Genomic DNA, 8,615 nt, shown 5'->3' with positions numbered 1-8,615 from the left:
AGCGGGCGCCGGTGGCCGTCGGCGTCGGCTAGAGCACCGCTTGGGTCTGGGTGACCTTCGCGACCAGCTTGTCCGCGTCGTCCCGGATCACCGTCTCGACCACGATGAACGAGCGTCCGGCATGCAGCGGCGCCGCCGAGGCGATGGCATACCCCGAGCGGACCGCGCGCAGGAAATTGGTCTTCGACTCCACCGTGGTGGTGCCCTGCTTGCCTTCGGGCAGATTCAGGAACGCGCAGACCGCGCCGGTGGCGTCGGCGAGCGACATCAGCACCCCGCCGTGCAGCATGCCGCCGAGCGTGCACAGCGATTCGTCCCAGGCCAGGCGGCTGCGCACCAGTTCAGGTCCGTGCGCGAGGACTTCGACGCCGAGGCGTTCGGTGAACGGCATGGTTCGGTGGAACAGCGCCGTGCCCATCTCATCGATCATGGCCGCGATGTTGCCTCCCGCGAGTCGTCGAGTCGATTACCTGGCGGGTAATCGACGGCTGCCCGCCCCTGTTGCGCAACGGTGCCCGCCACAGGGAGGCGGCGGCCGGTTCAGCTCATCCGCGCCACGAGGGCGTCGGGTAGGTGGGGGAGGACGACATCGATCAGGCGCCACGGCCATCCGGGCACGCAGGCCCGGCGGCGCTCTTTCTCGATGGCGGCGACCATCGCCGCCACACCCTTGTCCAGGGGTGCCACCATCCGCGCGTCACCCGCTTTGGCCGCCATGTCGGTGGCGATGAATCCCGGCAGCAGCGTGGTCACCGCGATCGGCGTGCCTGCCAACTCGGTGGCGAGTCCCTCGCCGAGCGCGGCGAGGCCCGCCTTGCTCGCCGAGTAGGCCGCCTTCTTGCCCGGGAGCCCGCGCACCGCGCTCATCGAGGAGACGAGGACGAGATGTCCGGCGTCGCGGGCGCGGAAGATCTCCAGCGCCGCTTCCGCCTGCGCGAGTGCGCTGACGAAGTTGGTCGTCGCCGTCGCGATGTTCGCGTCGGCCCGGCCGCTGCCGATGCGCGCCCCCTTGCCGATCCCGGCGTTGACGATCACGCGGTCCAGTCCGCAGAGTTCGTCGTGCAATTCGCCGAACACGAGCGGCACCGCCGCGTGATCGTCCACGTCGAGTGCGCGGATCGCCACGGTGACGCCGGGATGGGCGGCCGCCAGCTCGTCGCGCAGCGCCGTGAGCGCGTCCAGCCTGCGGGCACACAGCGCGAGATCACGGCCCTTGGCCGCGAAGTTGCGCGCCATAGCGGCCCCGAGGCCCGCGCTCGCGCCGGTGATCAGAATCTTGCTCCTCGTCATGCGGCCGACCCTAGCGCCTGTTGAACGCCAGTCAATAGGCCGCCGCTCGGCGCTGCCCGGTTCAGCCGCCGAACGATCCGGTCGGCGGCGGCGTCGGCAGCAATCGCCACGGGCCGCAATTCTCGGTCTTGAATCCGACGTCGGTCGGCTCGATCACCACCCGAACCGGGCTCAGCCGCGTGTAGTTGTTCGCGATGATGTTCTGCATATTCGTGTTGTCGCCCTCGACCTTCCACAGCCTGGCCCAATCGCAGGCGTAGGCGGGGTCGGGCGTGCCGGGCGCCTCCCAGACGCCGGGGAGGATGTCGACGCCGACCAAGTAGACGCCGTCGTGTGACATGGTGTTCGACGGTTCGGCCGCCGCCGTACCCGTGGCGAGCAGGGTTACCGCGGCGGTCATGGCCCCAGCGAGCAGAAGCGTGCTTGCACGCATACCGGTTCTCCTTGACTTGTACTATCGCCGCGTACGGTCGTCCATCCGTGGTCGCGGCCGACTCGGGAGATCCCCGCATCTCCGCGGCCAGAAATACCAGAACCGACCGAGTGGTGTGCCGAAAATCCGTGATCCGGCGGTCGATGCCGACGGGCCGAGGGCGGCGCCCCGGCCGAGTCCCACTCCGCGCACCCGGATTTCGCGGACGGTCGGCCGAGAGATTTCTGGCGGCCCAGCTACTCGCTTTGCTCCCGTTGTTGCCGCGTGCCGTGTTTACCGGGGTACTCTTGCGCGACCACGCCTATCAGGAAGTTGACAACTTCCCGACGAATTCGGCGTGCCGATCGGCATGGCGCCGGTTCGGGTGCATTACGCTCTGCTATCTCTGCGCAAACTGCCGCGGCTGATCCGACAGCCGGGCGCTGGACCTGCGGTAACACTTCGATAACGCTCCTTGATTTGCTGATACGCACGTTGCCAGAGTTAACCACTGGGTTTGGTGTTACAAGTGGGAAGGGAGGGGCGCCCCATCCCGGGGCGCCGACCGCACTATGAAGCCAAGCATCGTCAAAGCGGGTATCTGTACCGCCGTCACGGCTGCGGTGACGGTGACGTTGTCCGGATTGCTTCCGGTCAGCGCACATGCGGCGCCGTCGGCGCTGGACATGTCGAAAAAGCTCGCAGGCAAGACCGTGTTCCTCGACCCCGGACATCAGGGGTCCAATCACTCGCAAGATCTGGCCAGACAGGTCAGCGATGGTCGCGGCGGCACCAAGGACTGCCAGACCACCGGAATGACCACGATGAACGGCGTTCCCGAGCACACCATCACCTGGAACGTCGCCCAGATCGTCAAGACGTCGCTGGAGACGCTCGGCGCACACGTGGTGCTGAGCCGTCAGGACGACTTGAACTGGGGCGGCTGCGTCGACGACCGGGCCCGCGCGGCGAGCCAGTCCGGCGCCGACGTCGCCGTGAGCATTCACGCCGACAGCGCGCCCGCGCAGTATCGCGGGTTCCACCTGATCGTTCCGGAGCTGCCCATCCCGAATCTGATCATCGATCAGGCCCAGTCGGGAGCGGGTCTGGCCGCGTCGAAGTCGGTGCGCGACGCTTATCGCGAGGCGGGATTCCCGCCCGCGAACTACGGCGGCGTGGTGGACGGACTGCAGACCCGCAAGGACATCGCCGGGCCCGCGCTGACCACCGTTCCGGTCGTCTTCCTCGAGATGGGCAACGGCGCCAATCCCGAGGACGCGGCGCTGCTGGAAGCACCCGATGGGCAGCTCAAGCACGCGATCGCGCTCACCACGGGCGTGGTCGGCCACCTGCTCGGCGCACAGCCGGGTACGTCGTCGGATCAGCAGGCGGCGCAGTCCGTTCCGCAGGGCACGTCGTTCGACCGCCCCGCGGTGAATCCGGACGCTCCACAGGGTCAGCCGAACCCGGCGGCACCGCAGGCGCAGACGAGCCCGGGTACTCCACAAGCGCAGACCAGCCCGGGTACTCCACAAGCGCAGACGAACCCGGTGGTCCCGCAGGCCCAGACGATTCCGGCGGTGCCGCAGAGCCCTGGAGCTCCCGCTGTGCCGCAGGCGCAGCCCGCGCCGGGCACCTCGACGCCGAAGCCGGCGCCGGGTACGGCCACACCGCAGTCGCCGGGTACCTCGGCGGCGCCGAAATCGCCCGGCACCTCCGGTAACCAGTCACCGGGGACGCCGAACGCCCAGCAGTCACCCGGGACCGCGGGCGGTGACGCGTCGATCATGGAGTTGCTGATGCCGTTGGCGAAGATGCTCGGCCTGGACGACAACGCCATCGCCACGGAGTTGATCAACCTCGGCTACAGCCTGGCGGGCATGCTGCTGGGGCCCTCGAAATAGTCCGTACACCGAACCCGCCGGACGCCATCCCCGTCGGCGCGAGGGTGGCGTCCGGCTTTTTCCGCGGGCCGCGCGGCGCACTAGGGTGAACGGAATGGCTGACCGGATTCCTGTTGTGCTGGTCGCGGGGTTTCTCGGTTCCGGGAAGACCACGCTGCTCAATCACTTGCTCCGGGACAACCGGGGGACGCGGATCGGCGTGGTGGTCAATGATTTCGGGGCGATCAACATCGATTCGATGCTGGTCGCCGGGCAGGTCGACGCCATGGTCTCGCTCGGCAACGGCTGTGTGTGTTGCGCGGTCGACGTCACCGAGCTGGACGAACTGTTCACCCGGCTGACCCAGCCGCGCGCCGGGATCGACGTGATCGTGGTGGAGGCCAGCGGCTTGGCCGAGCCGCGCAACCTCATCCGGATGGTGGTCGGCAGCGACAACCCGCGACTGCGCTACGGCGGCCTGGTCGAAGTGGTCGACGCCGAACAGTTCCCGCGCAGCAGCGCCCGTCATCCCGAGCTGCGCACCCATCTGCGGCTGGCCGACCTGGTGGTGGTGAACAAGGCCGATCGGGTTCCGTCCGAGCAGCTCGCGCGGCTGCGTGCGGACCTGGCGGAACTCGTCGGTTCGGTTCCGGTGTACGCGACCACGTACGGCCGGATCGATCCCGGGCTGCTGTTCGACGAGCCGTCACGCGAACGCCCGCTGGTGGCCGAGCAGCTGAGCTTCGACGAACTCCTCGCCGAGCACGACCACGATGACCACGCCGGGCACCGCCATCTGCACGACGATTACACCAGCGTCTCCTTCGCCAGCGGCCGAGCGCTGGATCCGCGCAAGCTGATCGGTTTCCTGGAGGACCCGCCACCGGGACTGTTCCGGGCCAAGGGCTTCGCCGCCTTCGGGGTGGCGGAGGAACGCAGGAAGTTCGTTCTGCACGTGGTCGGCCGCCACATCGTCTTCGAGCCGGGCCACTGGTCGCGGGGCGAAGCGCGGGGCGCGCGGCTGGTGCTCATCGGGGCGGGCCTGCACACCGATGCGGCGCTGGCCCGGCTGCGTGACACGGTGCACGAGGGTGCCGATCCGCTCGATCCGCAGAGCATGCTCGGCGTGTGGCGCTATACACCGCACTGAGACACACCAGATTGGCGCGTTCGGTAGCGACCTGTCGCGTTCGGTGCTGGTGACAGAGCGGTCTTTTCATGAGACTGAATGCGGTGTCCGCCGGTCCGCGGGCGCCGGGAGCGAACTGCCGCGAACGGCGCCGCTCGGCAGCCGATCCGTGACCGACCGAATCGTTCTGCGACCGATGGGAGTTTCCCGTGTCAGATTCCATGGAGAGCGCCACCGCGTACGTCATCGAGGCGTTGGAGGCCAAAGGCACCGCCACCCGCGACGACTTCGACGTACCCGCGATCGTCGCCGAGACGCACGCCCTCACCAACAGCTGGGATTTTCGTGCGATCGAGGACGCGACGTTCTGGTCGATCGCCGCGCGTTTCCTCAGGCCGTGAACGTGCGCTCGACCCGCTCGGCGCGGTGTGCGGAGGTGGCCGGCGACCACCGCCGTGCGGCTCGGCGCATCGAACCCGGGTCGGAGTAGCCGAGGATCTCGGCCTGGCGCGAGGGACTCAGCGGCCCGGCGGCGCTGGCGGCGACCAGCCGGGCGCTGCGGGCCCGATCCAGTTCCGCGCGCCAGGTGGTACCCGCCTCCCGTAACCGGCGCTGGAGCGTGCGCGGACTGGTGGCCAGCCTGCGCGCCACCCGCTCCAGGGACGCGTCACCGTCGTTCAGGCAGTCCGCCAGGGCCGCCGCGACGCGCTCCGGCCAGGCGTCGGCCAGCGGCGGCGGTGGCGGAAGGGCGGCGGCCAAGGGCTGGAGTATGCCGGCCAGCACCGGATCGCTGGTGGTCAGCGGCAAATCCATGTCCGAGGCGCGGAAGGTCATGGCGTCCACCGGCGCGTCGAACTCGATCGCGGCGGTGCCGAACACCTCGATGAAGGCGCCGGCCCTGGCGGGCGCGCGCTGGCGCAGCGAGACCCGCAGCGGGGCCAGCGGTTCGCGTACCACGCGCCGGGCCCGGCTGAGCACCGCGCTCAGGCCCCACAACTGGGTCAGGTCGCGGCCGCGGCCCGCCCCCTCGATCATGTCCAGGTACAGCGTCACCTCGTCGTCGTTCTCCGCGACCAGATCGAAGCGGTGATTGGTGGTCACCGCGGTGACGTATGGTCCGCAGGTCGCCAGTCCGGCGCCCAGCGTCGGAGCCGAGGAGAACAAATAGTCGTACAGACCGAGGCAGGTGAGTCGATAGCGGCTCGCCACGTTCAGTGCGACGTCCGGGTCGCCCAGCGCGTGTTCGCCGATCTCCCACAACCGGGAGAACGTCTGGCTGGGCAGGTGCACGTCGTCGCCCGCCATGGTCCACTCCGGCAAACCGGATTCCCGCAGCAGCCGGTCGCGGTCCACGCCGGCCGCGGTGAGCTGCGAGACGACGAATCGGTGGAGCAGAACCTGGTCGGTTCCCATCGCGCGCTCCCTTCTGCCACAGCAACTGAGCGGCCGTACCAGCCTAGGAGATCACCCGCAGGCGTTCACCCATTCGGACAGGCCGTCGGCGAACAATTGGCGCTTCCAGATGGGGACTTCGTGTTTGATCCGGTCCACCAGTTCGGCGCAGGCCGCGAACGCCTCGCCGCGATGCGCCGCCGCGACCGCGACGACGATCGCGCGGTCACCGACGCCGAGCGATCCGACGCGGTGCACGGCGGCGACCGGTAAGCCGTGCGCGGCGGCGAGTTCCGCGCAGACCGTGTGCAAGAAGCGCTCCGCCTGCGGATGTGCGGAGTACTCCAGGGCCGAAACGGACTGTCCGCCATCGTGGTCGCGGACCTTCCCGGTGAACACCACGACCGCACCGTAGTGCGGCCCGGTGACCGCCGCCTCGACCTCCGCCGCGTCGAGCGGCTGGTCGCTGATCCGAGCGAGCCGGACCGTGGCCTCAGCCGTTGTCATGACTTCCACCTCCGGCAACTTGTGCGAGCAGATGATCGAGCAGCGGTTCCAGCACCGCGATGCCGTCTCGAACGCCGCCCGGCGAGCCGGGCAGGTTCACGACCACCGAGTGCCCCGCGAGCCCGGCCACGCCGCGACTGAGTGCGGCGAGCGGGAATTTCGCGGTGCCGCGTTGGCGGATCGCCTCCGCCACACCCGGCAGTTCGCGGTCGAGCACGGCGAGGGTGGCTTCGGGAGTCGCGTCGGTGGGGGAGGCGCCGGTGCCGCCGGTGCTGATGACGAGGGCGGGTTCGAAGCGCAACGCGTCGGACAGTCCGTACTCGATCTCGGCGTCGGCGTAGACCAGCGGACCGCGCACCGAGAATCCGAGACCGGCCAGCCAGTCCACGAGTACCGGGCCGGTGGTGTCGACGCGAGTGCCCGCCGCGACGCCGGTCGAGGCGACCAGTACCACGGCCGAGCGTTCCCCCTCGTCGAATGCCGGTTCGATGGCCTCGGCGGTTTCCTCCGCGGCGTCCGGACCAGTGGAAAGGTCTTCTTCAGCGGAACGCACGCTCGTGCCCTCGTCGGCCGGACGCTGCCAATGTCCGTGCTTGCCGCCTTCTTTGGTGAGCAGCCGCACGTCGGTGAGGGTGGCCGCGGGATCGACCGCCTTCACCATGTCGTGCAGGGTGAGCCCGGCGACCGCGACCGCGGTGAGCGCCTCCATCTCGACACCCGTGGGGCCCTTGGTCTTCGCGGTGGCCTCGATGGTGATGGCGGTGTCGGTGAAACCGAACTCCACCCGCACCGACGAGAGCGCCAGCTGATGGCACAGCGGAATCAGCTCGGAGGTCTTCTTCGCCCCCGCGATGCCCGCGATGCGGGCGGTGGACAGCACGTCCGCCTTCGGCAGGTCGTCGGCCCGGACCAGCGCGACCACCTCGGCCGTGGTGCGCAACTCGCCTGCCGCGACGGCGATCCGGCTGGTTTCGCTCTTCGCGCTCACATCGACCATGCGGGCGCGACCTTCCTGGTCGACATGGGACAGCTCGCTCATAGTGACCACACTCGCACAAGCGCTCCCGCGGGCAGCGCGGTGACCTCGGCGGGCACGTCGATCAGCACGTCTGCCCAGGCCATGGCCGCCACGAGATGCGAGCCCGCGCCGGATACGACCTCCACCGCCTCCGGCTGCCAGGGCGCCTGCCCCGGCCGCCCGCGGACGAGCTTGCCGCGCAAAAATTGACGCTTTCCCTCCGGCGATCGCGCGATGGCGGTGCGCAGCGGAAGCTCGTAGGCGTCCACCTCGGGCAGCCCGGCGAGGTGGCGCAGCATCGGGCGGGCGAACACCTCGAACGACACCATCGTGCTGACCGGGTTGCCGGGGAAGCTGAGCACCGGCACGCCGTCGACGACGGTCAGTCCCTGCGGGCCGCCCGGTTGCATCGCGACCGCGCCGAACTGCCCGCCCATCGGCTCGAGCACGTCCTTGACCACCTCGAAATCGCCCTTGGACACCCCGCCGGAGGTGAACACCACATCGGCGCCCTCGGTCGCGGCCGACAGCAGCGCGCGGAAGCGCGCCGGATCGTCGGTGCTGTGCGCGACCGAGACGACGTCGACGCCGTTCGCCGTGAGCGCCGCGGCGAGGGCGACGCCGTTGGAGTTGTAGATCTGCCCGGGGCGCAGGGTTTTTCCGGCCGCCACCAGCTCGTCGCCGGTGGTGATCACGGCACCGCGTACCGCGCGGAAGACCGTCACCGCGGGCAGGCCGACCGCGGCGAGCGCGGCGACGTGCCGGGGCGCGAGCACCGTTCCCGCCCGCACGAGCAAGTCCCCGCTCCGGACGTCGGTGCCCGGTTCCCGCACGAATTCGCCCGCGCTGCGGCCGCGTTCGATGGTCACCGTGCCGTCGCCCGCGCTGGTGTCCTCCACCGGCACGACGCAGTCCGCGCCGGGCGGGATCGGTGCGCCGGTCATCACCTTCATCGCCGCACCCTCCGGCAGCGGCGCGCGGCCC

At 69.8% G+C, this 8,615-nt stretch carries 10 protein-coding genes; 3 read left to right on the top strand and 7 right to left on the bottom strand.

Going from position 1 to position 8,615, the window contains the following annotated elements; translation table 11 throughout:
- Positions 1–28: 28 nt before the first annotated feature.
- From ON19_RS21825 to ON19_RS21815, 3 genes are all read right to left on the bottom strand, one after another.
- Positions 29–430, bottom strand: a complete 402-nt coding sequence (locus tag ON19_RS21825) for a PaaI family thioesterase (protein ID WP_043695973.1) — start codon at positions 428–430, stop codon at positions 29–31.
- 110 nt (positions 431–540) lie between these two features.
- Positions 541–1,290 (bottom strand): SDR family oxidoreductase, encoded by a 750-nt coding sequence (locus ON19_RS21820; RefSeq protein ID WP_043695970.1) that lies wholly within the window; start codon positions 1,288–1,290, stop codon positions 541–543.
- Positions 1,291–1,351: 61 nt separating this feature from the next.
- Positions 1,352–1,723, bottom strand: a complete 372-nt coding sequence (locus ON19_RS21815) for an Rv1352/Rv1906c domain-containing protein (protein WP_043695967.1) — start codon at positions 1,721–1,723, stop codon at positions 1,352–1,354.
- A gap of 551 nt (positions 1,724–2,274) precedes the next feature.
- On the opposite strand from ON19_RS21815, the gene ON19_RS21810 reads away from it, so the two are divergent.
- The 3 genes from ON19_RS21810 to ON19_RS21800 all read left to right on the top strand — a co-directional run bounded on the left by ON19_RS21810 (position 2,275) and on the right by ON19_RS21800 (position 5,115).
- Positions 2,275–3,606 (top strand): N-acetylmuramoyl-L-alanine amidase, encoded by a 1,332-nt coding sequence (locus ON19_RS21810; RefSeq protein WP_043695964.1) that lies wholly within the window; start codon positions 2,275–2,277, stop codon positions 3,604–3,606.
- 94 nt (positions 3,607–3,700) lie between these two features.
- Positions 3,701–4,735, top strand: coding sequence for a CobW family GTP-binding protein (locus ON19_RS21805; RefSeq protein WP_043695961.1), 1,035 nt, complete (start codon positions 3,701–3,703; stop codon positions 4,733–4,735).
- A gap of 188 nt (positions 4,736–4,923) precedes the next feature.
- Positions 4,924–5,115: a hypothetical protein gene (locus tag ON19_RS21800; protein WP_043695958.1), complete on the top strand. Its 192-nt coding sequence runs from the start codon at positions 4,924–4,926 to the stop codon at positions 5,113–5,115.
- Here the strand turns inward: ON19_RS21800 and ON19_RS21795 are convergent.
- The 4 genes from ON19_RS21795 to ON19_RS21780 form a co-directional block, all read right to left on the bottom strand.
- Positions 5,105–6,127 carry an AraC family transcriptional regulator gene (locus tag ON19_RS21795; protein WP_043695955.1) on the bottom strand — a complete coding sequence of 341 codons (1,023 nt, stop codon included), beginning with the start codon at positions 6,125–6,127 and terminating at the stop codon, positions 5,105–5,107. The genes ON19_RS21800 and ON19_RS21795 overlap by 11 nt on opposite strands.
- A gap of 51 nt (positions 6,128–6,178) precedes the next feature.
- Positions 6,179–6,613, bottom strand: coding sequence for a molybdenum cofactor biosynthesis protein MoaE (locus ON19_RS21790; RefSeq protein WP_043695976.1), 435 nt, complete (start codon positions 6,611–6,613; stop codon positions 6,179–6,181).
- Positions 6,600–7,652: a bifunctional molybdenum cofactor biosynthesis protein MoaC/MoaB gene (moaCB, locus tag ON19_RS21785; protein WP_043695952.1), complete on the bottom strand. Its 1,053-nt coding sequence runs from the start codon at positions 7,650–7,652 to the stop codon at positions 6,600–6,602. Before moaCB ends, ON19_RS21790 begins: the two co-directional genes overlap by 14 nt.
- A partial coding sequence (locus ON19_RS21780; RefSeq protein WP_043695949.1) for a molybdopterin molybdotransferase MoeA occupies positions 7,649–8,615 on the bottom strand: 967 nt, incomplete at its 5' end. The genes moaCB and ON19_RS21780, both read right to left, overlap by 4 nt.

The sequence above is a fragment of the Nocardia abscessus NBRC 100374 genome (assembly GCF_000308455.1).
Classification (GTDB): Bacteria; Actinomycetota; Actinomycetes; order Mycobacteriales; family Mycobacteriaceae; genus Nocardia; species Nocardia abscessus.
Note: the sequence above shows the minus strand (reverse complement) of the source record. Positions and strands in the feature narration are given on the sequence as shown.